The sequence below is a fragment of the Streptomyces sp. CB02400 genome, from assembly GCF_001905725.1.
Lineage (GTDB): Bacteria > Actinomycetota > Actinomycetes > Streptomycetales > Streptomycetaceae > Streptomyces > Streptomyces atrovirens.
The window spans coordinates 1-22,923 of sequence record NZ_LIWB01000010.1 but is presented as its reverse complement, the minus strand read 5'-3'; the positions used below and the strand labels follow the sequence as shown (position 1 = coordinate 22,923).

Annotated in this window: 20 protein-coding genes and 1 pseudogene; 8 read left to right on the top strand and 13 right to left on the bottom strand. The window is 68.5% G+C overall.

The annotated features are described in order from the left end of the window. Positions 1 to 14: 14 nt before the first annotated feature. Genes AMK33_RS23325 through AMK33_RS23315 form a run of 3 tightly spaced genes read right to left on the bottom strand, consistent with a single transcriptional unit; the run spans position 15 to position 1,448 of the window. Entirely contained in the window at positions 15 to 233 is a 219-nt protein-coding gene (locus AMK33_RS23325) for a hypothetical protein (protein WP_073934891.1), read from the bottom strand. Between the two features lie 21 nt (positions 234 to 254). Beyond that, positions 255 to 1,073, bottom strand: a complete 819-nt coding sequence (locus tag AMK33_RS23320; RefSeq protein WP_073934890.1) for a hypothetical protein — start codon at positions 1,071 to 1,073, stop codon at positions 255 to 257. Between the two features lie 18 nt (positions 1,074 to 1,091). Further along, complete coding sequence (locus AMK33_RS23315; protein WP_143203853.1) at positions 1,092 to 1,448, bottom strand: hypothetical protein; 357 nt, start codon at positions 1,446 to 1,448, stop codon at positions 1,092 to 1,094. 695 nt (positions 1,449 to 2,143) lie between these two features. Between AMK33_RS23315 and AMK33_RS23310 the strand changes: the two genes are divergently transcribed. Both AMK33_RS23310 and AMK33_RS23305 read left to right on the top strand, forming a co-directional pair. Then, complete coding sequence (locus tag AMK33_RS23310; RefSeq protein WP_073934888.1) at positions 2,144 to 2,698, top strand: GNAT family N-acetyltransferase; 555 nt, start codon at positions 2,144 to 2,146, stop codon at positions 2,696 to 2,698. A 208-nt stretch (positions 2,699 to 2,906) separates the two neighbouring features. After that, entirely contained in the window at positions 2,907 to 3,674 is a 768-nt protein-coding gene (locus tag AMK33_RS23305) for a PP2C family protein-serine/threonine phosphatase (protein ID WP_073934887.1), read from the top strand. A gap of 148 nt (positions 3,675 to 3,822) precedes the next feature. On the opposite strand, the gene AMK33_RS23300 is transcribed toward AMK33_RS23305, so the two are convergent. The 5 genes from AMK33_RS23300 to AMK33_RS23280 form a co-directional block, all read right to left on the bottom strand. After that, positions 3,823 to 5,052, bottom strand: coding sequence for a 2-oxo acid dehydrogenase subunit E2 (locus AMK33_RS23300; RefSeq protein ID WP_073934886.1), 1,230 nt, complete (start codon positions 5,050 to 5,052; stop codon positions 3,823 to 3,825). A gap of 101 nt (positions 5,053 to 5,153) precedes the next feature. Then, positions 5,154 to 7,841: a pyruvate dehydrogenase (acetyl-transferring), homodimeric type gene (gene aceE, locus AMK33_RS23295; protein ID WP_073934885.1), complete on the bottom strand. Its 2,688-nt coding sequence runs from the start codon at positions 7,839 to 7,841 to the stop codon at positions 5,154 to 5,156. Positions 7,842 to 7,943: 102 nt separating this feature from the next. Then, on the bottom strand, positions 7,944 to 8,684 hold the full coding sequence (locus AMK33_RS23290) for an SDR family oxidoreductase (RefSeq protein ID WP_073934884.1): 741 nt from the start codon (positions 8,682 to 8,684) through the stop codon (positions 7,944 to 7,946). Positions 8,685 to 8,855: 171 nt separating this feature from the next. After that, positions 8,856 to 9,350, bottom strand: coding sequence for a cupin domain-containing protein (locus AMK33_RS23285; protein ID WP_073934883.1), 495 nt, complete (start codon positions 9,348 to 9,350; stop codon positions 8,856 to 8,858). 312 nt (positions 9,351 to 9,662) lie between these two features. Then, positions 9,663 to 10,400, bottom strand: coding sequence for an SDR family NAD(P)-dependent oxidoreductase (locus tag AMK33_RS23280; RefSeq protein ID WP_073934882.1), 738 nt, complete (start codon positions 10,398 to 10,400; stop codon positions 9,663 to 9,665). Positions 10,401 to 10,557: 157 nt separating this feature from the next. Between AMK33_RS23280 and AMK33_RS23275 the strand changes: the two genes are divergently transcribed. The 3 genes from AMK33_RS23275 to AMK33_RS23265 all read left to right on the top strand — a co-directional run bounded on the left by AMK33_RS23275 (position 10,558) and on the right by AMK33_RS23265 (position 12,825). Next, positions 10,558 to 11,199 (top strand): TetR/AcrR family transcriptional regulator, encoded by a 642-nt coding sequence (locus AMK33_RS23275; RefSeq protein WP_073934880.1) that lies wholly within the window; start codon positions 10,558 to 10,560, stop codon positions 11,197 to 11,199. 244 nt (positions 11,200 to 11,443) lie between these two features. Next, positions 11,444 to 12,298: an RNA polymerase subunit sigma gene (locus AMK33_RS23270; RefSeq protein WP_073934879.1), complete on the top strand. Its 855-nt coding sequence runs from the start codon at positions 11,444 to 11,446 to the stop codon at positions 12,296 to 12,298. A gap of 257 nt (positions 12,299 to 12,555) precedes the next feature. Continuing rightward, positions 12,556 to 12,825: a WhiB family transcriptional regulator gene (locus AMK33_RS23265; protein ID WP_073934878.1), complete on the top strand. Its 270-nt coding sequence runs from the start codon at positions 12,556 to 12,558 to the stop codon at positions 12,823 to 12,825. Between the two features lie 27 nt (positions 12,826 to 12,852). On the opposite strand, the gene AMK33_RS23260 is transcribed toward AMK33_RS23265, so the two are convergent. Further along, positions 12,853 to 14,028 (bottom strand): low temperature requirement protein A, encoded by a 1,176-nt coding sequence (locus tag AMK33_RS23260; protein ID WP_073934877.1) that lies wholly within the window; start codon positions 14,026 to 14,028, stop codon positions 12,853 to 12,855. Positions 14,029 to 14,293: 265 nt separating this feature from the next. Beyond that, positions 14,294 to 15,994 carry an L-aspartate oxidase gene (locus AMK33_RS23255; protein ID WP_073934876.1) on the bottom strand — a complete coding sequence of 567 codons (1,701 nt, stop codon included), beginning with the start codon at positions 15,992 to 15,994 and terminating at the stop codon, positions 14,294 to 14,296. A 235-nt stretch (positions 15,995 to 16,229) separates the two neighbouring features. Here AMK33_RS23255 and fdxA point away from each other — a divergent pair. Further along, positions 16,230 to 16,535 (top strand): annotated as a pseudogene (fdxA, locus tag AMK33_RS23250) (ferredoxin); the annotation flags it as partial. Between the two features lie 289 nt (positions 16,536 to 16,824). On the opposite strand, the gene AMK33_RS23245 reads toward fdxA, so the two are convergent. The 3 genes from AMK33_RS23245 to gndA form a co-directional block, all read right to left on the bottom strand. Beyond that, positions 16,825 to 17,721 (bottom strand): RNA polymerase sigma-70 factor, encoded by an 897-nt coding sequence (locus AMK33_RS23245; RefSeq protein WP_073934874.1) that lies wholly within the window; start codon positions 17,719 to 17,721, stop codon positions 16,825 to 16,827. Between the two features lie 142 nt (positions 17,722 to 17,863). Further along, positions 17,864 to 18,322 (bottom strand): SsgA family sporulation/cell division regulator, encoded by a 459-nt coding sequence (locus AMK33_RS23240; RefSeq protein WP_073934873.1) that lies wholly within the window; start codon positions 18,320 to 18,322, stop codon positions 17,864 to 17,866. A gap of 100 nt (positions 18,323 to 18,422) precedes the next feature. Further along, positions 18,423 to 19,862: an NADP-dependent phosphogluconate dehydrogenase gene (gene gndA / locus AMK33_RS23235; protein WP_073934872.1), complete on the bottom strand. Its 1,440-nt coding sequence runs from the start codon at positions 19,860 to 19,862 to the stop codon at positions 18,423 to 18,425. Between the two features lie 423 nt (positions 19,863 to 20,285). Here gndA and AMK33_RS23230 point away from each other — a divergent pair, with 423 nt between their 5' ends. Together AMK33_RS23230 and AMK33_RS23225 are read left to right on the top strand one after the other, a co-directional pair. Then, positions 20,286 to 21,236 carry an alpha/beta hydrolase gene (locus AMK33_RS23230; protein WP_073934871.1) on the top strand — a complete coding sequence of 317 codons (951 nt, stop codon included), beginning with the start codon at positions 20,286 to 20,288 and terminating at the stop codon, positions 21,234 to 21,236. A gap of 178 nt (positions 21,237 to 21,414) precedes the next feature. Further along, the gene (locus tag AMK33_RS23225; protein ID WP_073934870.1) at positions 21,415 to 22,134 is read left to right on the top strand and encodes an alpha/beta fold hydrolase; all 720 of its coding nucleotides are present in this window, start codon (positions 21,415 to 21,417) and stop codon (positions 22,132 to 22,134) included. Positions 22,135 to 22,923: the final 789 nt, after the last annotated feature.

Below are 22,923 nucleotides of genomic sequence, written 5' to 3'. Positions count from 1 at the left end.
TTGGGGCCCGCGGCCTACCAGATCGGGTACCACGTCCCGTCGTCGATCTCGCCGCCTTCGCCGCCGCAGTTGGACGCGCAGTTGGCCGACCGGTGCTCGTAGGGAACACGCACGGTGTTCTGCTCGAAGAGGTTGTTGTGCTCCCAGCCACCGTGCAGGTTGAGGTCCGAGTCGAGGTCGTTCCGGAAGGCGACGTTGCCGCTGGCCGACCACTGGAAGGTGAAGTGACGCAAGTTGCGGACCTTGTTGTGGGCTTACAGGGAGTTCCACACCCGACTGCCGCGGAGGTAGCCGTTTCCGGCCTTGCCCTTGTTCCAGGCGCCGTCGAAGCTGTTGCGCTCGATCTGCAGGTTGCGGGCGTTCTCCGTGACGATCGGGTGCGAGCCGGTCATCGTGGCCTTCAGCCCGCGCGCCCAGCTGTTGGCGGCCCACTTGAACACGATGCCGTGCATCGCGTACTCGGGGGCCATGTTGCCGTAATTGTTCCTGGCCTGCTCGGGAGTCAGCGAGTAGGTCTCCTCCCCGCCGAGCTTCGGCAGACCGTTCATGTCCTGCGTGAAGGCGAAGTTCTCGAACCCGACCCCCTCGACCACCTTCAGCGGGGTCACTTTGCCGGCATAGGGGGTTCCGCTGGCGTTGAGCGGTTCCGAACCGTCCGACTCGGAGTTGACGGGCAGGTCCCACGACAGCGGCTCGTCCAGTGTGATCGTCTTGGCCGTGGCGTCGATCCGGGTCACCCGGAACGTCCGCTGACGCATGTGGAGGGCTTCCATCATGCTGGGGTCGGTGATGCCCTGTTGCGCGTAGAACTTCTTGCTGTTGGCCACACCCACCCAGACATAGCGGCCCGTCCTGAACTTCGCCATGTCGGCCTTGGGATCCAGCCTGATGACGTTGGCACCCTCCCGCGCCGAACAGCCCGGATCGTTCGCCGCGGCTGTCACCTTGACGCCGGAAACCCAGTGCTGGTTGACACTGCCCTCGAAGAGGTCCTTGCGCATGGGCAGGCTGGAGGCCTGCTCCCAGTCGTCCTTGTACCGGGCCGCCACCTCGCGGGTCTGGACTCGGAACAAGCCGCGACCGGGTCATATCTATTTGCCGTTGCCGTTGCCGTTGCCGTTGCCGATGTCCGAGCCGGTGCCGGCCTTCATCGACTCCTGGTCCCAGCGCCCGTTGACCACCTGGTCGTAGCGGGTGCGGAGGTCGGGCCGGAACACCAGCCGGGTGCCGCCGTCGCCGCTGCCCTTGCCTCTGATCGTGAGGAAGCTGGCGTCGGTGTAGATCTGGCGGGAGACGTCGATGCGCCCGGTCGGCAGTTCGATGCGCGACAGCCGTTTCGGGTTGGCCTTGGGTGAACAGTCGGACTTGATGAAGTCGATCGCTTCTTGAAGCCCCGAGGTGTCATCGGCTCCGTCGTCGGCGATCACTCCGTATCTGGAGGCAAGCACTCCGGGAGAGATGCGGCAGGCGCCGACATCGGTCGAGTCAGCGTCACCCTCGGGCAACGCCAAGCCGCCCCGATAGCCCGCGCGTGACCAGTCCGGCAGTCCGGGAGCCGGACCGGGACGGTTCTCGTAGGTGAGGTCCCATCCGGGGCGCTCCCGGGCCCTCCTCCGACACTGCCGCCGTCGACACCGCCGTCGACGTCGACGCGGTCACGGGCATCGCAGAGGTGACGGACGGCAGGGTGGCGGAGAGCAACAGGCCGGTGAGAAGTGCGGCCACGGGCCGTGTGATTCTCATGTTCCCTCGTCCTCGTGTGTCATCGTCTCGTTCTTGTAGGGGAGGGGGAAACAGCCCCGCTCCGAAAGTTGCTGATGCACCGTCGGCAATGACCACGACGAGCGGTCGGGTGTGACATGAGGTGAGTCGCTCCACTGCTTGCGTCGTGGAGCGAATCCTGTTCACGGCCGCCCGCGTGCCCAGTGCGGCGAAGTGGGCCGCCGCGTGGACGCGTCGATGAAGCGTTCAGCCCGTTCCTCTTCCGACCCGTCCTCCTCGCCGGTACGGGGTGTCGCAGAACACGCGCGTGCCGGTGTCACGTCGCGTCAGCGTCCTCGGTCATGGATGTCGTAACCGCTGCATCAGACTCCGGACAGCCCTCGAGCGCCCTCGCCGTGTCCGGCCGCGTAAGGAAGAGCCCATGCACCGCGAACCGCGGATCACCCCGACCGGCCCGGAGGACCTCGCTGCCGTCGTGGCCCTGCACGGTCGCTGCTCGGCACATGCGCTATGGAGCCGCTACCACCGGGCGATGGCTGATCCCCGCGACTACCTGCCCGTTCTCCTGAAGCGCCCCGGTTCGGTCCATCTGGCCGCACAGGACGCCGGGGGGCGCATCGTCGCTGTGGGCCATCTGGTCCCGGACGGCTCCGCCGCGGAGGTCGCCCTCCTCGTCGAGGACGTCTGGCAGGACAACGGCCTCGGCACCCGGCTGCTGCACCGGCTGGGGTGTCAAGCCGCGCAGGGGGACTGGACGACGGTCTACGGCCTCGCCCTCGCCGGCGATGGCCGGATCGCCTCGATCCTGCGTCGCTCACCCGTCACCGTGCATCAGCGCAACGAGGCCGGTGTGATCACCGCCTGGGCCCGTACCCGGGATCTGGCGGCCGGTCTGCCCGTCCTCGACCGGCGATCGGCCCGGTGGAACGTGGGACGGCGGGCGTCCAGCGTCCTGCGGTCGATGTCACGCGCGTGACGAGTGACCGGTCTCCTGTACACAAGGATCCAGCCAGGAAGCACGGACGTCGGAAGGTGCCGCGCACAGCCCTCGTCCGCCCCATGAAAGCCGAGAAATGATCAGTCCTCTTCGGCCGTCGGAGATGACCGACAGCGATTCGCCCCGAGGCGGGTCCGTGCCGGACGTCCGTTCGTGGGCTCCGTCAGCACTGTGCGGGGACCTCGCGTTGCTCTTGCTGTCGCAGCACGAGAACGCGTGGGACCACGCCTCGCTGCAGCGTGGTCTGCTCCCCGATCTCGCCCTGGAGGGTGACGGCTTCGTCACCGCCTCCCACTACGCGCCCTGCCGGTCGCACTCCCTGCTGGGCGGCGACTTCTACGACGTGGTGCGCACCGAGGACTCCACCGTCCACGTCATCATGGGGGACGTGTCCGGTCACGGTGCGGCCGAGGCCGCCCTGGCCGTCCATCTGCGCCTGTCCTGGCGCACTGCCGTTCTGTGCGGGCAGACCCAGGTGGAACAGGCGCACCTGCTCGAGAAGATCCTGGTGAAGGAGCGGCGGGACGACGAGACGTACGCCACCACGGTATCCCTGGTCTTCCCACCCCACGGGCGATCCGTCCGGGTGGTCAGCGCCGGTCACCCGGGGCTGCTGCACCGGCATCCGGGTGGGGTCGGCTGGGTGGAGCCGCAGCGAGGTATCCCGCTCGGCCTCTTTCCCGGACACGGGGACTGGTCCGAGAGCGAGGTCGTTCTCGGGGACGGGGACAGCCTGGTGCTCTTCACCGACGGTCTCTACGAGGGCCGGACCCCCGCCGGACGGCTCGGCGAGCAAGGTCTGCTGCGGCTCGCGGCCCGGCACGCCCAGCTCCCCTCCCAGGACTTCGTCGACGCTCTGGTGAGCGGAGCGGCGATGCTTGCCGAGCCCTGCGGCGGTCTGAGGGACGACGTGGCCGTTCTCCACCTCGGTTGGAACCGCTCCGTGCGTGCCTGAGCCACATGGGCCGGAGTGGTGGCCCGGGAGGCGCGCAGGGCACAGCCGGTCCCGCTTCCCCTCCGGGAACCGGGACCGGCGGACGGGGCGGGTCGCCCTCACCGCCCCTGGAGGACCGGCGTGATCCGCCCATCGCACCGGCACGTTCTCATCTCTCGACGTCCGGGTACAGATCGGCCCCGAACGCGGCCGCTTCCACCATCTCCCTCACCGTGGTCAGATAGCGTGCGGCATCCGCACCGTCCACCAGCCTGTGGTCGTAGGACAGCGACAGATGCACCAGGTCGCGTACGCCGATGACCTCCTCGTCGCCGATCCGGACCACCCCGGGCCGTCTGACCGTGGCCCCCACGCCCAGGATCGCGGCCTGGTTCGGCGGCACGATGACCGTGTCGAACAGGGCGCCGCGCGATCCGGTGTTCGAGATCGTGAAGGTGGCGCCCGAGACGTCGTCCGGGGTGAGGTGTCCGCTGCGGGCCCGGTCAGCCAGGTCATGGACGGCCCGCGCGATGCCGGCGACGGTGAGGTCACCGGCGGCCTTGACGACCGGCGTCATGAGCCCGTACTGGGTGTCCACCGCGATGCCCACGTTCTCGGTGTCGAAGTAGGTGATGGTCCCTTCGGCCTCGTTGATCCTGGCATTGACGACCGGGTGGGACTTCAGGGCCTGGGCGGCTGCCTTGACGAAGAACGGCATCGGGGACAACTTGAGACCCTCGCGGGCCAGGAATCCGGCCTTCGCCTGATCGCGTAGCCTCATGAGCCGGGTGACATCCGCCTCCACGGTAGTGGTCAGCTGAGCCTGTTCGAGCAGAGCTCTTCTCAGGTTGTCCCCGATGGCCTTGCGGATACGGCTCATGCCGACTGTCCGTCCGCGCAGCGAGGAAGCCTCCGCCGGCGGGCCCGCGGGCCGAGCCTCGGCTCGGTCGGGGACGGAGGCGTCCGGAACCGGGGCGGAGGCCGGGGTCGGCGGGGCCGCGGCGGGGGCCGGCGGGGCCGAGGGCGCCGGCGCGGTGTGCCGTGAGGGCGTTTCCGCCACCGGCGCCGGGGCTGTGACAGGGGCGTCGTTCGGAGTCCCGGGCGCCGGTGCGTCCGTGGCCTCGGGAGCGGGCACCGCAGATGCGGGCACCGGACCGTCGTCCGGTTCGGCGATGACCGCCAGCTCGGCGCCGATCGCAGCGGTCTCGTCCTCGGCGACGGTGATCGTCAGCAGGACGCCGGAAGCGGGGGAGGGGATTTCGGTGTCGACCTTGTCGGTGGAGATCTCCAGCAGCGGTTCGTCGCTCTCGACGCGCTCGCCGACTTCCTTCAGCCAACGGGTCACGGTGCCCTCGGTGACTGACTCGCCGAGGGCCGGCAGGGTCACGGAAACCGTCATGATGTCGTTTCAGCTCCTTGAGGATCGGTGGGCCTGCGCGGCCCTCGGTGCCTGTCGTCCCCGGCCTGCGGCGTGCTGGTCGGGATCCGGCGCGTTCCCGCTCACTGATCGAGGCCGTAGCGTGCGCGGGCCTTTGCGACGGTCTCCGGGGCGATCCGACCGGCTCGGGCCAGCCGGTCCAGCGCCGTCACGACGATCGACTCGGCGTCGACACGGAAGTGGCGGCGCACTGCCTCGCGGGTGTCGGACAGACCGAAGCCGTCGGTGCCCAACGAGTAGTAGTCCTGCTCCACCCACTGGCTGATCTGGTCCGGTACCTGCCGCATCCAGTCGCTGACGGCCAGCACGGGGCCCTGCGCACCGGCGAGCGCCTGCGTGACATGGGGAGTGCGCTCCACCCCCCGCGTCCGGGCGGCGTCGGCGTCCATCGCGTCCCGGCGCAGTTCCGTCCAGGACGTCACCGACCACACGTCGGCGAGCACGCTCCACTGGTCGGCGAGGATTTCCTGGGCTCGGAGCGCCCAGTGAACGGCCGTACCGGAGGACAGCAGCTGGATCCGGGGCCCGGTCGTGGCGGGTGCGGCGGGCCGGTACCGGTACATGCCCCGGACGATGCCCTCCTCCACCCCCGGCACCGCCGGCATGGGAGGCTGCCGCTTCGGCTCGTTGTACACGGTCAGGTAGTAGAAGACATCCTCAGGTGCCGTGCCGTACATGCGCCGCAGCCCGTCACGGACGATCACCGCGATCTCGAAGGCGAAAGCCGGGTCGTAACTGACGGCCGCCGGATTGGTGGCGGCCAGCAGATGCGAGTGTCCGTCTCCGTGCTGCAGGCCCTCGCCGGTCATCGTGGTGCGCCCCGCGGTGCCGCCGACGACGAAGCCGCGGCCCATCTGGTCGCCCAGTGCCCAGAACTGGTCACCGGTGCGCTGGAATCCGAACATGGAGTAGAAGATGTAGAGCGGAATCATCGGCTCGCCGTGGGTGGCGTACGACGTCGCCGCAGCGGTGAGCTCGGCCACGGAGCCGGCCTCGGTGATGCCCTCGATGATGAGTTGCCCGGTCTCGCTCTCCTTGTAGTGGAGGAGCTGGTCGGCGTCGACGGGGTCGTAGTTCTGGCCCTGGGGTGAGTAGATGCCGGCGGTGGGAAACATCGACTCCATGCCGAAGGTACGTGCCTCGTCGGGGATGATCGGCACCCAGCGACGCCCGGTCTCCTTCTCCCGCATCAGATCCTTGACCAGGCGGACGAGCGCCATGGTCGTGGCGACCTCCTGGTTGCCGAACCCCTTCTCCAACACCTCGAACGGCTTCGCCGTGGGTTCCGGCAGCGGCTTGGCGATCACCTCGCGGGAGGGGACGGGTCCGCCCAGCGCAGCTCGACGCTCACGCAGGTACTGCACCTCCGGGGAGTGCTCCCCGGGGTGCCAGTACGGGACCTGGTCGCCCGCCAGGGCGCTGTCGGGGATGGGCAGTCCCAACAGGTCCCGCAACTCGCGGAACTGAGCAGTCGTCAGTTTCTTCATCTGGTGGTTGGCGTTTCTCGACTCGAAGGCAGAACCGAGGGTGTGACCCTTCACGGTCTGGGCGAGAACCACCGTCGGCACGCCCCTGTGCTCCACCGCTGCCCGATAGGCGGCGTACACCTTCACAGGCTCGTGCCCGCCGCGGGACTTCTCGAACAGCTCCACCACCTGTGCGTCGCTCAAGGAGGCGGACAGGGCGGAGAGGGCGTCCCCGGTGAAGAACTTCTGACGTATGTAGCCGGCGTCCCGAGCGGCGAAGGTCTGCATCTGCGCGTCGGGCACCGCGCCCAGGCGCCGTACCAGTTCGCCTGTGGTGTCCTGTGACAGCAGCGGGTCCCAGGCCTCGCCCCACAGGGTCTTGACCACGTTCCACCCCGCGCCGCGGAAGCGGGCCTCCAGCTCCTGAACGATCTTCGAGTTGGACCGTACCGGCCCGTCCAGGCGCTGCAGGTTGCAGTTGATGACGAAAGTGAGGTTGTCGAGGCCCTCGCGGGAGGCGAGTGTCAGGGCGGCGGTCGACTCCGGCTCGTCCATCTCCCCGTCGCCCAGGAAGGCCCACACCCGCGAGGCCGAGGTGTCCTTGATGCCGCGGGCCAGCAAGTAGCGGTTGAAGCGGGCCTGATAGACGGCACCGAGCGGCCCGAGCCCCATGGACACGGTCGGGAATTCCCACAGCCAGGGCAACCGCCGCGGATGGGGGTAGGACGGGAGGCCGCGGCCACCGGCCTCCCGCCGGAAGCCGTCCAGCTGTTCCGTGCTCAGACGCCCTTCGAGGTAGACCCGGGCGTAGATCCCCGGTGAGGCGTGTCCCTGGAGGAACAACTGGTCCCCCGAGCCGCCGCCGTGCTTGCCTCGGAAGAAGTGGTTGAAACCGATCTCGTAGAGCCAGGCGGCCGAGGCATACGTGGAGATGTGCCCGCCCAGCCCCGAAGGGGCTCCCCGGGTGACCATCGCCGCTGCGTTCCAACGGTTGAGCGCCGTGATCCGGGACTCCATCTCCACATCGCCGTCGAACACCGGCTGTGCGGTGGCCGGGACGGTGTTGATGTAGTCGGAGGACAGCAGTCCGGGCAGGGACATGCCGGACCGTGCCGCGAACTCGTGCACCCGTCGCATCAGGTACACCGCCCGCTCCGGACCGGCGTTGCGTACGACCGCGTCGAGGGAGGCCTGCCATTCGGCGGTCTCCTCGCGGTCGCGGTCGGGCAACTGGTCGAGCTCACTGACGTCGGAGGACTCAGTGTGCGCGGACGGATCACTCATGGCGGCCTTTCTGTCACGGCAGGGTGGGGGAGGGGTGCGGACACGGGCAGGTGCCGCGGGGACGGCCGGCGGGCGGCCACGCGGGCCGCCGTTCCGGGCTGACTAGGGCTGTTCGAGCCATTGGGCGAACGTGTGATGTCCCACGTGGACGTCCGGCCCGGGACGCAGCGACCGCTCCGAGAGCGGTGCGCCGAAGAACGGAGCACGTGCGTCGGCGACGACCGGGTCGGTACGGCCTGTGGCCGTCAGGAAGTCGGCGGCGAAGTCCACGAGCCCGCGTTCTTCGGGGCCGGCGACCTCGAGCACGCCGAAGAGCGGCACTCCCACGGCGACATGGGCGACCGTCGTGGCGACGTCGTCCGTCGACACCGGCCGTATGGTCAGCGGTGGGACGAGAACCCCGTCCGGCCGGGTGCCGACGGTGACCGCGGCCTCGACGGACTCGAAGAACGGGGTGGCGCGCACCAGGGAGTGCGGGATGGTGGATCGGGTCGCCAGCGCCTCCTGCGAGGCCTTGCCGCGGAAGTACCCGGAGTCGACGCGGTCCGCGCCCACCACCGACAGCGCCACGTAGTGCTCGACGCCCGCCGCGCCGGCGGCCCCGAGCAGGTTGCCCGTCGCGGTACTGAAGAACTCCGTGCTCACCTGCTGCCCCCGAGACGGCGCGTCGGTGACGTCCACGACCACCGTGGCACCGCGCAACGCCTCCGCGAGGCCCTGACCGCTGACGAGGTCGACACCACTCGTGCGGGACAAGGACACGACCTCCACTCCGTGGTCCCTGAGCCCCGCGACGGTCCTGGAACCGATCCGGCCGGTGGCGCCTGCGACGACGACTCTCATGTTGCTCTCTTCCGTCGAGGGGCCGTGGCCCCGCTGGGTGTCCGCGAAGGCGGTGAGGGATGGCCGCTGGGCCGGGCGCCGGGTGACGGAGCGGCGGGGCGTCGGCCTGGCGGCGTCGTGGTGCCCGAGAACGGGGCAGGGTGCCCACTGCGGGCCCGTGCCCTGCGGTGCCTACTCCACGAAGTAGGAGTCGTGCCTGTCGAAGAAGGCGGCACGTTCCTCCTCCGCGGCGTGCCCGAGCTGCGACACCTGCTCGAAGTACTCCTCGCGCGGCGCTCCCGGAGTGAACAGCAGCAGCATGTCGGCCGGCGCGTCCGAATCGTTGCGGAAGGCGTGCAGCCCACCCTGCGGAACGTGCAGGAAGTCTCCCTTGCGCGCGTCCATCCACTGCACGCCGTCGAATACGCGCACCGTGCCGTCAAGGATGTAGAACGACTCCGAGATGCGCCGGTGGAAGTGCGCCTTGGGGCCGCCCGCCCGCGGCTTCATCTCCACCCGGTAGAGCCCGAACTCGCCGCGTGTGGTCTCGGTGGTCGCCAGATAGTGGGTGGCGTTGTGTCCGGTTCCGCTCTCACCGATGGCCGGTGGGGTCGCGGCCGGGCGGAAGACGGCGCTGACCTCACCGTCCTCTCCCCAGTACTTCTGTTCCGGGTACGGGTACGACATGATGGCGTCCTTTCCTGCCGGGGTTCGCGACGCCCCGGCGATGGCCCGAGGAGCAGCGGTCTCTCACAACGTGACCGACGAGCGCCCACCGGTGTGACATCCGACGCCACTCACCCGGCCCCGAAGCCGGTCGACCGTGGGCTGAGGGGCACGACGCGTCGAGGGCCGTGTCCGCAGTGATTCAGCAGACCGCGCACGTTCCGCGCGGGACCTCGCAACCGGCTGAAACCGGACGTGGCTCTCCCGCCCGTTCCTGACCAAGGGACGGGCGGGAGAGCCGCAGGTGCCTATGACGCGCTGTTCGAGCCGGGGTCAGCGGGTCTGGTCGGTCGGACGGATCAAGATCTCGTTGACGGCGACGTGATCGGGCTGGGTCACCGCGTAGAGGACGGAAGCGGCGATGTCGTCCGGGTCGAGGGTTCGCATGGACTCGGCCATGCTCTGTGCTGCGGCCTGCATGGTCGGATCGGTGATGTGGCTGGTCAACTCGGTCGAGACGAAGCCGGGTTCGATGACGACGACGCGTACGCCCTGCTCGGTGACCTCCTGGCGCAACGCCTCCGAGAAGGCCGCGATGCCGAACTTGGTGGCCGCGTAGGCACCGCTCGCCGCCGATGAGATGCGTCCCGAAGTGGAGGATATCTGTACGACGGAGCCCTTGGACGCGAGCAGATGCGGCAAGGCCGCGTGCACCGTGTACATCGACCCCAACAGGTTCGTCTCGATCATCCGGGTCCACTCGGTGATGTCCGCGCCCAGGATGGGCCCACTGAGCATGACGCCCGCGTTGTTCACCACGATGTCCAGTGCACCGAAGCGCTGGACCGTCGCCGCGACGGCATCCTGCACCGAGCGCGGGTCGGTGACGTCCATCCTCAGCGCGACCATCTCGCCGGAGGCCTCCTGGGCCAGTGCGGCCAGTCGGTCCGTTCTGCGGGCGCCGACGACCACCTTCGCTCCGGCCTCGGAGAGCGCGAGTGCCGTCGCCTGGCCTATGCCTGAAGAGGCACCGGTCACCAGGGCGACCTTGTGGTGAAGGGGAGTGCTCATGTGTTCCTCCGAAGGTTGCGGCCATCGGGCGACCTCGCCTCGGGCAGGCGTGTCACGCCGGGCCTAAAATGACCGACCGGTCATTTTCTACGAGCCTAGCACTGAAGATGACCCAGCGGTCATCTTCAGTGCTAGGCTCGCGGTGAGAAGAGGTGGCATGACTGACAGAACGGCCGCTCCGGGGCCCAGAGCGGACATGGTCCGCAATCGACGTCTCCTGCTCACGGCGGCGACCGAGGCCTTCGCCGAGTGCGGGGTCGACGTGTCGATGAGCGAGATCGCTCAGCGGGCCGGTGTCGCCAAGGGCACGGTCTTCCGGCATTTCGCGTCGAAGGACGATCTGCTCGGCGCCATCATGCTGCAACTGCTCGACCGGCTGACCGACTCGGCGGCACGGCTTCTGAAGGCCGATGACGCCGGTGCGGCGCTGCGGGAGTTCATGACCGTGGGCGTCGAGGCGCTCGCCGCCGACCAGGCGTTCTGTGAAGTGATCGGACGGCCTTCTCTGCAGCACACTGAGGTGCGGGACGCGATCGGCCGGCTCGGGGACATCGTGGAGGACCTCACGGCCCGCGCGAAGGAGCAGGGGGCCGTCCGCGTAGACGTCACGGGGACGGACATCATGCTGCTTCTCGGCGGAATCCATCAGACAGCCGTTCCCCTGCTGGACACGGACCCGCAGGCCTGGAGGCGCTACCTGGAACTGGTCCTCGACGGACTCCGCAATCCCGGTGTTCGCACTCTGCCCCACCCGCCGCCCGCTCGACTGCGTCTGTCGGCTCCTCCCGCACCGAGCTGACCCGTCCCACCGCACCGCTGACACCGTCCCATGCTTACTGAACAGGCCACAGCCATGGGAAACCGAAATGGTGTCACACCTTCTTCGCCGCCCGGACGGTCTGACAAGCCGACCGGTGCACATGGACGCCGGTCCTTCCCATGGGAACCGGGAGCGTTGATCACGCACGACGGGTACCGTTCCCATGCGTATGCCCGCCGCAGTGACCGTGGTGCCGGAGCACCATCCGGAAGAAGGAATCGGTATGGATCACGACGGTGACGGTGCGCCGATCGGTGAGCTGTTCGACGAGCGGCGGCATCTTCTGGAGGTCGCTCACTGGATGCTGGGCGACCGTTCCGCCGCGGAGAGCGTGGTCAACGACGCCTACCGGCAGTGGTACGGACTTCCCGACCCCGAGCGGGTGCGCGTAGTGACCCCCAGGGTCTGGCTGACACGGACCGTCGGAAGGAGCTGTGTGAACAGACTGGCCGCGTCCGACAGGACGGGACCGGCGCAGGGCACAGAGGACCCCGGCGGTACGAGACCGCAGGGTGAGGCCGGCGAGGAGCTGAGGCGAGCTCTCGACACCCTGCCGCCGGCCGAGAGGGCGGCGTTCGTGCTCGACGACGTACTCGGAAGGGGACCGCGCACGGTCGCGGGTGCCGTCGGACGATCCGACCTCCCGCGCACCGAACTGATGGACCGTGCGCGTCGGAGTCTTCGGGCCTGCCGCGCGGAGCCCCCACCGTCTCATCGGCAGGACGAGCTCGCCGAGTCCGTACGGCAGGCGTGCGTCGACGAGGACGCCGAGAAGCTGGCGTCGCTGCTCGCTCCCGACGCGACGGTCTTCTACGACGGCGGCGGCAGGATCCGTGCACTGACACGACCGGTCACTGGCGGCGAACACGTCGCCCGCAGCCTGCTGACGCTGCTCGCTCGTCACGCCCGCACCACCTTGGACACGCACTCCGTCAACGGGCGCACCGGACTCGTCGTCCGCTACGACGACCAGGTCGTCGCCGTCATCACGCTCGACGTCGCGGGCTCCCGGGTCGTTCAGGTCTGGGCGGTGCTCAATCCGGACAAGTTGCGGGCTTGGAACCAAGCCCGCAACTGACGCCCGATGACCGGCCGGCTCATGCCGTCAGAGACCGACGACGGCTTCATGGCGGAACGGGACTCGAACGTGCCTCCTGCGCGCGGTGGGCGATGCCGAAGGGGCGGGCTCGGGTCCCGCGATCGGCTCAGATGTCACACTCGCGGCGCCGGTCCGGTCTCAATATGCAACGAGTGGTGATGTTATCCATCGGGCCATTTCGCACATCATGCTCCGTCCCCACTCGATCGGATGGCCCCCGGCACGGAAGGCGATCCATGGACTGGCGCGAAGCGGCGCTGTGCAGGTACGAAGACCCTGATCTCTTCTTTCCGATCGGCACGCTCAACAGTGGGGCGACGCTCATACAGACGGACGAGGCCAAGGCGGTGTGCCGGCGGTGCCCCGTGAGCGAGCGGTGCCTGGCGTGGGCCCTCACCGCCGGACCCGTCGAGGGGATCTGGGGCGGCACGACCGAGGGGGAACGTCGCGCCATGCGGCGGCGCATGGCACGCGAGCCCCGGGCCGCGGCCGAGCCGGCAGCGTGAGCCCTGCTTGCTGTCCGAGCGGGCGCTTCAGAGCGGCCCCGTCTCGCGTCGGGCCACGGCGAGGGAAGTACCGACGAGGAGCGACGCCACGATGCCCGTGCACAGCACCGCGGCGGGGGTGAACGTGCCGGCGAGTACGGCAAGCGCGGCGACGGGCGGCAGCACGTTGGCCGCAACGGACAGGCGAGCGGACCGACCGTGCAGAAGCCACACGCACATGATGAAGGCTGCTACGGGCACGGTGTACGAGGCCGATGCCTGGAGATCGGTCAGGGTGCTGTGACCGGTGACTCGGGCGACGTTGACCGCCAGACCGGCTCCCACGGCTGCCGCGGTGGCGAAAACCGGATAATGGCCGTATCCCCATAGCATGGCTGTCGAGAACGTGGTCAGACGACGCGGTGCGTCCTGGGCGAAGTACAGCCACCACAAGGCGAAGACGGTGATGACGCCACCGATCCCGATGGTCAGGACGCCCTGTGGATCCGTGCCGGTGTCCAGGGCGGTGCGGACGGCGAGAGTGGCGGCGGTGACGGACTCACCGAGCACGATCAGTGTGAACAGGCCGTAACGCTCGGCGATGTGGTGCGGATGCCAGGTCGTCCGGGCGGCGCCTTCGGCCCAGACCGGCACCGCGAGTTCAAGAAGGACGAGGACGGCGAACGAGGCGAGGTCACCGTCGTCGAGCACGATGAGGCGGGCCAGCCAGCCGATCTGCAGCAGGAAGATACCCAAGGCGTACCGCAGGGCGGACCGGCGGCGTTGCCCATCGGAGTGGGCGGCGCGCAGCCATTGACTGACCATGGCCAACCGCATGACGACATAGCCCCAAGTGATGATCGTGAAGTCGCCGTGCTCCAAGGCCTCGTTGACTCCAGCGGCCATGACCAGAGCACCAGTGATTTGAACCAGCGTCAGCAGTCGGTAGGGAACGTCGTCGGTGTCGTAGGCGGAGGCGAACCAGGTGAAGTTCATCCACGCCCACCAGATCGCGAAGAACACGAGAGCGTAGCCCAGCAGACCGTGCCCCGCCCGGCCGGCGGCGACTTCGTGTTCGAAGGTCGCCGCCGCCTGTGCTACGGCGGCGACGAAACAGAGGTCGAAGAACAGCTCCAGTGCGGTGGCGGTGCGGTGTTCTTCACCGGCATGGCGGGCGATCATCGGCCGATACCAGGCGCTGGATGCGAACGGCGACTGAGTCATGTGATCCTCACCCGTGATTGCGGCACGTTGGGGCCATGTGAGCGGAAGGTCATCGGGAGGGGAGCTGCGGAGTCGAAGAAGCACGTCCTCCTCGGACGCTCGCCCGGTCTGCAACCGCTGCGCGAGCCGGTTGGCGGAGCGGACCCGACGCGCGTCCGGCCCGGACGGCAGTGCGTACGCAGTGGCCATCCCCTTGACCGGACCCTCGCCGGTCGGCGCGCCGCCTCGTGTCTCGCGCAGCGTCGCGAAGGCGACTGGCACCCGGCTATTCGACGAGTTTGCCCTCGGTGGACACGTTCTCCATGAGGGCGGCGATCTCGTCCGGGATGGGAGGGATGCTCTCGCGGGAGATGCCAGTGGTGGGGGACCAGACGAGGTTGACCCGCAGAGCGGGATCCGTGTCGGGGTAGTCGCTACGGTTGTGACAACCGCGGGTCTCGCGGCGTTCGAGTGCCGCTTCGAGGGTGGCGCGGGCGGCGAGTGCCGATGACTTGAGGTCGAAGGCGTGCGCGAGGTCCTGGTAGCCGGCGATGTCGGGGTGGACCCCGATGTTCTCCATACGCTTCTCGATGGTGCTGAGTTCCTCCAGCCCGGTGCGCAGACCCGCTTCATCGCGCACGACGCCGGCGTGTTCGGTCATGGTGTCACGAATGGCGCGCTGAAGAGCGCGTACGTTCTCGGGCCCGTCGGCGGCGAGCAGGTCGTCGATCTCGGCGCGGGCCTGGGCCACCGCGGCCGCGGAGCGGGGCTGGGCAGTGAGCGAGTCGGAGTAGGCGGCGGCAGCCTGTGCGGTGATCCGACCGTAGACGAGTAGTTCGATAAGGCTGTTACCGCCGAGACGGTTGGCTCCGTGCAGTCCGCTGGCTGCTTCGCCGATGGCGTAGAGGCCGCGCACGTCCGTGCTGTGGTCCTCGGGGCGGACCCAGACACCGCCCATGGAGTAATGGGCAGTGGGGGCGACCTCGATCGGCTCACGAGTGATGTCGAGCATCTGCAGATCGAGGAGAGTCTGGTAGACACGGGGGAGGCGACTCATGATGGTCTGGCGGAGCAGGTGCGAAACGTCCAGCCAGACACCGCCGTTGGGGGTGCCGCGACCTTCCTTGATCTCGGTGTAGGAGGCCAGGGCGACACGGTCGCGGGTCGAGAGTTCCATACGCTGCGGGTCGTAGCGGTTCATGTAGCGCTCGCCGAGGGCGTTGCGCAGGATGCCGCCCTCACCGCGGGCGGCTTCGCTGACGAGAGTGCCGGCGGCGTTCTCCGGCTCGATGATGCCAGAGGGATGGAACTGCACGAGTTCGGGGTCGCGCAGGCGGGCCCCGGCCTCCGCGGCCAGACGGAACGAGTCGCCGGTGTTCTCGTCACGTCGGGAAGAGGTACGCCGCCAGATGCGGGTGTGGCCGCCCGCCGCGAGGATGACGGCGTCGGCGTGGATCAGGTGGCGGGTGCCGTTGGCGAGGTCGAAGCCATAAGCACCGAAGACGGCGCCGTCCTGGACCAGCAGGCGGGTGATGTAGACGCTGTCCAGCACGGGTATGTTCAGTTGGCTCGCCCGCCGGATGAGGGTGCGCTGGATTTCCAGGCCTGTGTAGTCGCCGGTGAAGGCGGTGCGGCGGAACTTGTGGGCGCCGAAGAAGCGCTGCGAGATGCGGCCGTCCTCCTCTCGGGCGAAGTCCATGCCGTAGCGCTCCAGGTCGTCGATTCCCCGGGCGGCTCCCTGGGTGACGATCTCGGTCGTGCGAGGGTCGCCGAGGAGGTAGCTCTCCTTGAGGGTGTCGGCGGCGTGCTGCTGCCAGCTGTCCTCGGGGTCCATCGTGGCCAGAGCCGCGTTGATCCCGCCGGCGGCCAGAGAGGTGTGGGTGTCCTCCTTGGGGCGTTTGCCGACGGCGAGGACGTCGACGCCCGCCTCGGCCAGCTCGATCGCCGCCCGTAGGCCGGCGCCGCCGGTACCGATCACCAGCACCATGGTGGAAAGACGTTGTTCGGTTGCAACCACGACTGCTCCGATCGTTGTGGGGTGTACACCGATTACGACCAGGCCACACAGCGTTTTGTGACACGCACACGAGCGGCACGCGCATCGTCGCTGAACGGTCACCGGCCGCGGAACGTCACAATCTCGCGCTCGGCCCGGTCATAGGGAGGAACCGGATCGCTCTCGAGAATCGGTGACGTCTTCCACGACGGCCAAGGAGGAGAGAATGGCGTACGTCATCGCGGAACCCTGCGTCGACGTCAAGGACCGGGCCTGTGTGGCCGAATGCCCGGTGGACTGCATCTACGAGGGCAAGCGAACGCTTTACATCAATCCCTCGGAGTGCGTCGACTGCCACGCCTGCGAACCCGTCTGCCCCGTGGAGGCCATCTTCTTCGAGGAGGACCTCCCCCAGCCCTGGGCACACTACGTGTCCGTCAACGCGGAGTACTTCGAGCCCTCCTCCCAGGAAGGACCCGCGGGCGCCCCCCGCGGTGACCACCCCCTGGTCGTCGCACTGCCTCCGCAGAGCCACCCCAAGAAGCGGATCTCCGTCTTCACGGCCCGCAAGGAGGAGGCCGCCGACGCCGACCTGTGGTTCCCCTTCTGATCAACCGCCGCGCCACCGGCCCAGGAAGAGCGGTCGTCGCACGCAGCGTTCAGAGGCGGCCGTCACGCACCCGAGCGTTCGGGAGACGAGCGTGATGGTGGTCTGCCCTCCCACGCCAGGCCACTTCACTACCGGATCGGTGCTCAGCAGGTGGCCCCGACTCCCGGGCCCCTGCCGCCCCTGCCGGCGGAAGAGAACACTCAGCAGTGGGTCAGGTGCCGAGGGCCGCGACATAGGGAGACAGCTTCTCCGGATTCATCACCCACATGATCCGGTCGATGCCCTCCGTCGAGACATCGACCGACAGCAGGGTCACGGCGTTCCCCTCCGACGAGACGAGCACCGCCGGCCGGCCATTGGCCTCGACCCACCGCACATCCGTCGACGGCCAGAAACGAGGCGCGAAGGCTGCGAGGTACCGGGTGACATGGGTACGTCCGACGACCGGAATCCGGGAGGCGCCGCGGATTCCGCCTCCGTCGGTGTAGCTGACGACATCTGCGGTCAGCACCTCCTCCAGCGTCGAGAGGTCACCCGTCTGCGCTGCGGACAGGAACACTTCCAGCAGGCGCCGGTGGGCAGCCGGGCTGACCCGCTCCCTGCGCTCGGTGGCCAGGTGCTTGCGCGCCCGGCTCACCAGCTGACGGGCGTTCGCCTCGCTCGTCTCCAGCATTCCGGCGACCAGTCCGTAGGGGTAGTCGAAGGCTTCCCTCAGCACGTAAGCGGCGCGCTCCACGGGGTTCAACTTCTCCAGAAGCAGCAGCACCGCCGTCTCCAGGGCCTCCGCACGCTCCGCTCCCAGCTGTGGATCCTGCCGGGTGTCGACCGGCTCGGGAAGCCATGGTCCGACATAGGTCTCCCGGCGCACGCGTGCGGACTGGGCGAGGTTGATCGCCAGTCGCGTAGTCACCGTGGCGAGGAAGGCAGTCGGCTCCTGCACCTTTGTCCGGTCGGTGCTCTGCCACCGCAGCCAGGTCTCCTGTACGACGTCCTCCGCCTCGGCCGCGCTGCCCAGGATGCGGTAGGCGACGCCGAAGAGCCGCGGACGCGCGGAGACGAAGTCCCGCGTTGCTTGAGCGAGCGGGTCGCGAGGGGCGCCGGCGTGCAATGGAGCGGTCCCTTCTGGCTGTGTCACTCACCATGCTACGAGTGCCTGGAGGGTGACACGCGGGGACAGATGGACCACCAAGTCTTGACACGAAGTCCGTGGGCCCGGACCGATGGCGCCGGACATGCCCGGCCGTCCCGCGTCATTCACGTGCCGCGTCCGGGCCGAGGATCCCCGCAAGGAAACCGTCCAGGTCGCACCTGGCCATCTCCGAGCCGGCCGGAACGATTCGATACGTGTGGTCGAGCCACTCCTCCAACGGCCGGGCAGACATCTCGAAGAGGACCGTGGCCTCCTCCGAAGTGAGCTGCATCCAGACCGTCGTCTGTTCACCGACGTACGTCGGCCAGACCTGGACGTCGCCGGTGCCGCTCACGGTGCGGAGACCCTGGTGCAGGACGTCCCGGCCCACGTACCAGGTCACCTGAGGGCCATGCGTCACGAGGAAAGTGAGACCGACGAGCAGAGGAGAGTCCGGATCGTACCGGAATTCGGCCCGGACGTCTTCCCACACCAGGCCGCCCAGCATTCGGTGCAGAGTGAGGAAAAGGTTCTGTGAACCCGTGTGCGGTGATTGCACGTTTCTGTAGTCGCTGTTCATTGCGGGACTCCTTCGATCTGGCTTCGAACCGCCTCATCTGTCACCCGAAGCGCCGTACCCGCAGGGTCCGAGGATCTCCGAGGTGACGTTACGGGGGCGGTCACACGTGTGCTTCGGGTCGCTCCGGATTCGACCAGTCAGTGTGATAGGTGCCGGGTAGATCGATCCGGTGATAGGCGTGTGCGCCGAAGTGGTCACGCTGTCCCTGGACCAGGGCTGTGGGGAGGCGAGGGGCGCGCAGGGTGTCGTAGGACGCCAGCGCCGCGGCCATGGCAGGAACGGGAATTCCTCGACGGGTGGCGGACGCGATCGTTTCCCGCCAAGGTACTTGGGCTTGGGCGATCTCCTCGGCGAAGAACGGATCGGCGAGCAGACTGTTCAGGTACGGGTTGACCGTGTAGGCCTCGCGCATGCGGTCGAGAAGGGCGGACCGCATGATGCCGTCGGTACGCCAGGCATGCGCGATCGCGGCGAGATCGATCTTCCAGCCGTACTGCGCTGCGGCATCCTGGACCATCGTCCAGGCCTGGTCGTAGGCGATGATCCTGGAGGCGTACAGGGCGTGCTCGACACGCGCGCAGAAGCGCTCGGCCTCTGCGGGACCGAGTTGCCCGGTGTCACCACCGGGCAGACCCCGGTAGGCGGAGCGCAGTCTCAGGTGCCCCGAGGACGAGTGGGCGAAGACGGTCTGAGCGAGGACGGTGGCCGGCGAGGCGAGATCCAGGGCGGTCCGAACGGTCCGGTGGCCGGTTCCCGAGCGGTCCGCGGTATCGGCTACGACATCGACGAACGGGGAACCGGTGCGGGCGTCGACGTGGTCCAGTACCTCGGCGGTGATGCCGAGCAGGTCGGAGTTGAGCCGCCCACTGGCGTAGGTGCGGAAGATCGCCGCGATGTCCCCCGGAGAACAACCGGCCGTCTTGCGCAGCATGTCGTACGCTTCGGCGAGGAACTGGCTGTCAGTACGCGCAATGCCGTCATGGACCATTTTCACGTAGTGCCCTGCGCCGTCGCCACCGACGTGGGCGCAGCACGCTTTGCCGTCGAATCGCGCACTGATGGTCTCGAGCATCGGTCCGAGAACCGCGTAGGCCTTCTCCGAACCGCCGACCGTGATGGACGGACCGTGCAGAACCCCGTCCGCGCCGCCCGATATGCCGACTCCGACGAAGTGGACACCACGTTCACGCGAGGCGGCCTCGCGACGCCGAGTGTCCGCGAAGTGCGCACGGCTGCCGTCGACGACGATGTCTCCGGGCGCGAGGAGCGGAGTGAACCGGTCTGTCACGGCGTCGGTGGCATCCCTCTCCTGCTCCATGATCATCAAGCGGCGAGGAGACCGGAGCCGCGCCACGAGTTGCTCGGGGTTCTCCGCGGGGACGAAGGTTCCCTCATGACCGAACTCCTTGATCAGAGCGTGCGTACGAGACGGTATGCGGTCATGAACTGCGACGTCATAGCCATGGCGAGCGAAATTGCGGGCCAGATTGCGTCCCATCACACCGAGTCCGACGACGGCAATGTGTGCGGTTGCTTCCATGCTGTCCGTCCTGGGTGCGAGCTGGTGGAGAGGTCCGTGGCCGAGTCGTGGTGGCACAACAGAGACCAGCCGGCACGGCTGGGTGTGACAGAGACCCGCGGTCGTCCCGGACACCGGGCGGGCCGCAGCAGCCCTCACGACGTGTATCTCCGTAGCGACGGTGACCTGCGCACGAGCCGGGCACAGGCAAGGCGACGGGCCTCGAAGGCGCTGTCCGGAGCGGGGCCACCGGACGCGACGACGTCCGTCGTGCCCGCGTCCCGCCCGGGATCGTGCGCCGAGTGACACAAAGACCGCAGCGATCCCTCGAATAGCCGCTGCCTCGAGTTCTTCGCCGGCACTTCGCTCGGTGCGTCACACTCCGACTCCCGGCTCGGTCTCATGAGGTGAAATCTTCTGATTCCATCTCCCGGAAGGACCAGCATGAGCGACTTCATTCTCGAACCCGCCGCGCAGGATTTCGCCGATGCGACCGCCAAGCCGCCGCTGCTGTACGAGCTCGGAGTCGAGGGCGCCCGAAAGCTCCTCGACGACGTGCAGGCGGAACCCGTCGAGAAGCTCGACGTGGACGAGAAGTGGATCACTGTGCCCGCTCGGGCCGGAGACGTGCGGGTCCGCATCGTCAAGCCCGTGGGCAGTACCGGTGTTCTCCCGGTGATCCTTTACGTCCACGGCGGCGGCTGGATTCTCGGTAACGCCGGCACCCATGACCGCCTGGTGCGCGAACTGGCCGTCGGAGCCGGGGCGGCTCTCGTCTTCGTCGAGTACGACCGCTCCCCGGAGGCGAAGTACCCCGTCGCCATCGAGCAGGCGTACGCCACGGCCCAGTGGATCACCACTCGGGGAACGGAGGAGGGTCTCGACGGTTCCCGCCTGGCGGTCGCGGGTGACTCCGTCGGAGGCAACATGAGCGCCGCGCTCACGCACATGGCCAAGCGGCGCGGCGACGTCACCTTCCTGCACCAGTCGCTGTACTACCCGGTCACCGACGCGGGCCAGGACACCGAGAGCTACCGGACCTTCGCCCACGGACCGCACCTGACGGCCAAGGCCATGGAGTGGTTCTGGGACGCCTACACCACCGACCCCGCCGAGCGCGCCGAGGTCACCGCGTCCCCGCTGCGCGCCACGACGGAAGACCTTCGCGGTCTGCCGCCGGCGTTCGTCGTGGTCGACGAGAACGACGTCCTGCGCGACGAGGGCGAGGCGTACGCCCGGAAGCTGATCGAGGCCGGCGTGCCGACCACCAGCATCCGCTACAACGCCACTCTGCACGACTTCATGATGCTGAACCCGGTGCGAGGAACGCAGGCCTCGACCGCGGCGATCGAGCAGGCCGTCCACGTTCTGCGCAAGGCACTCGGAACCGACTGATCCCTCGCGGAGCCGCAGTCCCGGGAGTTCCGGAACGGGTCGTGACGCCGGCCGAGCAGAGACGTGTCGGAAAACCTCACGGTCCGTTCGCGGAATTCCGGAAGCCGGAAGCCGAACCGCGGTATGGGATCCACTTTCCATACCGTTTGTTTCATCAGTAAATGAAAGGTAATCCGTCATGAAGCCGCAGAGTCCGACCATCGTTCTCGTCCACGGCGCGTTCGCCGACTCCTCCAGTTGGAACGGCGTCGTCGGGAAACTGCAGTCCCACGACTACTCGGTGATCGCCGCGAGCAATCCACTGCGCGGACTGGCCGACGACGCCGAGTACGTCAGGCAGTTGGTGGCCTCGATCGACGGCCCCGTGGTCCTCGTCGGTCACTCCTACGGTGGCTCGGTCATCAGCACGGCCGCGAAAGGCCTCGACAACGTCAGGGCACTGGTCTTCGTCGCCGCCTTCCTGCCCGACGAGGGAGAGAGCGCGATCACGCTGTCCGGCAAGTTCCCCGGCAGCACCCTCGGCGAGGCGCTCCGTCCGGTACCGGTCACGCTGCCCGACGGGAGTCAGGTCACGGACCTCTACATCGACAAAAGCAAGTTCCACCAGCAGTTCGCCGCCGACGTTCCCGCGGAGACCGCCGAGATCATGGCCGCCACGCAGCGGCCCGTGACCGACGCGGCGCTGGCGGAGGGGAGCGGCACGCCTGCATGGAGGGACGTCCGATCGTGGGTTCTCGTGGCCACTGAAGACCAGAACATCCCGCCGCAGGCCCAGGTCTTCATGGCCGAGCGCGCGGAGGCCGCCGTCATCAGTGTCGCGGCATCCCACGCGGTCAGCGTCTCCCGTCCCGGGGACGTCGCGCGCCTGATCGACGAGGCGGCCCGGGGCACCGTCTGACGGGACGGCACTCGTGCTGCGTCAGGGGCGCACATCGCGCGGTTTCCTGTGGAACCCCGCGGTGTGCGCCTTGGTGCGCAGCGGACGTTGTTCACCTCGCAGGCGGTCGGAGGAGCCATGATGCTCCGCGACAGTCACACCGTTCTTCGGTGCGGCCCGTCGGCGTGTGGGGTTCGTTCTCCGGCACGGTGTCCGTGTGCGCACGGCTTCGCCGCCGACCCTCCAGTCGACCGCGCCGACGCCGGCCGAGTGCTGCTGAACGTGCGCCCGGAGCCGGTCCGCCCTTTCGGTCGATCAGCGACGGAGGCGTTCGCGGAGCGTCCTTCGTGGCCCGTGGCGTTCGGGCAGGCACCGCCATGCGGTGTTTGCGGGTAGCTTCCACCGGATCTCGTTGACCTCCTCGTGCCTCTGGCCCGCACCGCCTCGTCCGTCCCCGACCGAGCAACGGCAAATACCCCTCGATGCGGCCCCGTGCAGGCGAGCTGTTTCCAGGTCGGCGACGGCTGGTGTCCGCAGGCGCCCTTGGCGGACCGTGGGCAAGTCCCTGGTCGTACCGTGGTGGCGCCCCGGGGCCACGCCCGACCTGTGTGCGTGGACACGGGCGCGGCCTCGCCGAATCGGACCACGGCCGCGTCACCGCGCTGTTCGCTCGGAGGTGCGGTCGAGGCGCCGTTGGAAGCGGTGTGTCCGCGGGTCCTCCAGGATCATGAGGGCACCAACGACAGATGTGCCGCTGCTCCCGTTGGGACGGGAGCAGCGGCACGGTTCGGGGAGAGGGGCAGCGGGGAC

Bases quoted from the DNA above. Each gene is read 5' to 3' on its own strand.
- AMK33_RS23285 (WP_073934883.1), bottom strand. From the start codon at position 9,350: ATGTCGTACCCGTACCCGGAACAGAAGTACTGGGGAGAGGACGGTGAG.
- AMK33_RS23310 (WP_073934888.1), top strand. From the start codon at position 2,144: ATGCACCGCGAACCGCGGATCACCCCGACCGGCCCGGAGGACCTCGCT.
- AMK33_RS23290 (WP_073934884.1), bottom strand. From the start codon at position 8,684: ATGAGAGTCGTCGTCGCAGGCGCCACCGGCCGGATCGGTTCCAGGACC.
- AMK33_RS23300 (WP_073934886.1), bottom strand. From the start codon at position 5,052: ATGACGGTTTCCGTGACCCTGCCGGCCCTCGGCGAGTCAGTCACCGAG.
- AMK33_RS23260 (WP_073934877.1), bottom strand. From the start codon at position 14,028: ATGACTCAGTCGCCGTTCGCATCCAGCGCCTGGTATCGGCCGATGATC.
- aceE (WP_073934885.1), bottom strand. From the start codon at position 7,841: ATGAGTGATCCGTCCGCGCACACTGAGTCCTCCGACGTCAGTGAGCTC.
- AMK33_RS23280 (WP_073934882.1), bottom strand. From the start codon at position 10,400: ATGAGCACTCCCCTTCACCACAAGGTCGCCCTGGTGACCGGTGCCTCT.
- AMK33_RS23225 (WP_073934870.1), top strand. From the start codon at position 21,415: ATGAAGCCGCAGAGTCCGACCATCGTTCTCGTCCACGGCGCGTTCGCC.
- AMK33_RS23270 (WP_073934879.1), top strand. From the start codon at position 11,444: ATGGATCACGACGGTGACGGTGCGCCGATCGGTGAGCTGTTCGACGAG.
- gndA (WP_073934872.1), bottom strand. From the start codon at position 19,862: ATGGAAGCAACCGCACACATTGCCGTCGTCGGACTCGGTGTGATGGGA.
- AMK33_RS23230 (WP_073934871.1), top strand. From the start codon at position 20,286: ATGAGCGACTTCATTCTCGAACCCGCCGCGCAGGATTTCGCCGATGCG.
- AMK33_RS23275 (WP_073934880.1), top strand. From the start codon at position 10,558: ATGACTGACAGAACGGCCGCTCCGGGGCCCAGAGCGGACATGGTCCGC.
- AMK33_RS23255 (WP_073934876.1), bottom strand. From the start codon at position 15,994: ATGGTGCTGGTGATCGGTACCGGCGGCGCCGGCCTACGGGCGGCGATC.
- AMK33_RS23240 (WP_073934873.1), bottom strand. From the start codon at position 18,322: ATGAACAGCGACTACAGAAACGTGCAATCACCGCACACGGGTTCACAG.
- AMK33_RS23265 (WP_073934878.1), top strand. From the start codon at position 12,556: ATGGACTGGCGCGAAGCGGCGCTGTGCAGGTACGAAGACCCTGATCTC.